General features: G+C 37.5%; 1 protein-coding gene. It reads right to left on the reverse strand.

Annotated elements, in window-relative coordinates; genetic code table 11:
- Window positions 1–18: 18 nt before the first annotated feature.
- Window positions 19–1,136 (reverse strand): IS3 family transposase gene (locus ACR65M_RS26870; protein WP_116354739.1). Its coding sequence is split into 2 segments (ribosomal slippage): window positions 19–893 and window positions 893–1,136, totalling 1,119 coding nucleotides; the frame shifts between segments, so codons are not numbered across the junction.
- Window positions 1,137–1,403 lie beyond the last annotated feature (267 nt).

Genomic DNA, 1,403 nt, shown 5'->3' on the forward strand with positions numbered 1-1,403 from the left:
TGGTATGTCAACACTAAACTAGACACTTTTTTTAGGGTGTATCTTTTTAAATTCAATGGGACTTAGATAGTCAAGGGTTCCATGAATTCTTTCATTGTTAAACCATCCCACATAATCACTTAATTTACTGTGTAGATCTTCCAAGCTTTCAAATGTTTGCCCCTTACAGAATTCTGTTTTAATTATCTTAAACGTGGCTTCAGCTACTGCGTTGTCATAAGGACAGCCTTTTAAGCTTAATGAACGCTGTATTTCGAATGTGTCCAATGCCTCGTCAATTACTTTGTTTTTGAATTCACTTCCACGGTCTGTGTGGAACATACGAATCTTTCGTAAATCACCTTTAATCGTTGATAAAGCTCGATACACAAGCTGGGCATCTTTATTTGGACCTGGACTAAATCCAATGATTTCCCTATTGAAAAGGTCGACAAATAAACATATATAATGCCACGAATTTTGGACCCTTACATATGTCAAATCGCTCACTACAACAGCTAGGGGAGTATCCTGGTTAAATTCCCTGTTTAATTCATTTTTTACCGCTGACTCATTAGGCTTTTCAACATGTGGTTTAAACTGGGCAACGGTGTATTTAGATACAAGTCCATTTTCGTTCATGATACGGCTTATACGTCTTCTAGATACCTGTAAACCTAGTTTTTTTAACTCATGTTTAATCTTACGAGTTCCATAATTCTGACGGCTTTTATGAAATATCTCAGTAATAGTAATGGTCAATTCATCATCCTTGTTATCTCTAGCTTTTGCTTCATAATAATAGGTACTTCTTTGGATTTGTAGGACCTTACACATTGCTGATACAGGGTACTTGTGGGCATTTTGCCTAATCACATTTACCTTCGTCCGATTATCAGCGCTGCTTGCTTTAAAATATCGTTTTCCATTTGTAATCGCTTATTTTCTTTTCGTAGTTCAATTAGTTCATTTTCTTCTATTGAACGATTGTCTTTTTCTTTGAATGAACCCGTTCCTTGGCTTTGGATAATCCATCTATCCAAGGCAGAAGCAGTTAATTCATATTCCTTTACAATGTCTTTTCTTGACTTACCACTTTCATATAACTTCACCATTTGTGCCTTGAATTCATCAGTAAATGTACGTCTTGATCCCATATTATCAGTCTCCTTAACTGGTACGTAGCAGACTACGAGCGAAGTGTAAGTATCCGTAACTTGACATGGAGCCTCTGTGGGTATGCTTGATCCAGCCAGGCAACCAGCTCTCAAAGGGATCGCTGGCTTGCCAAGCAGGCTAGCATACCCACCCCTCCTTATAAAGTTACTAGTATCACTCTTTCCCGTTCTTATAGTTGATATACTTAATTCTCTATCAGTCTGCTAGCCCTTAATTTTTTTGTCCAGCTAAGTGTAACCTATCCA

The organism is Ferdinandcohnia sp. SAFN-114 (genome assembly GCF_059415045.1).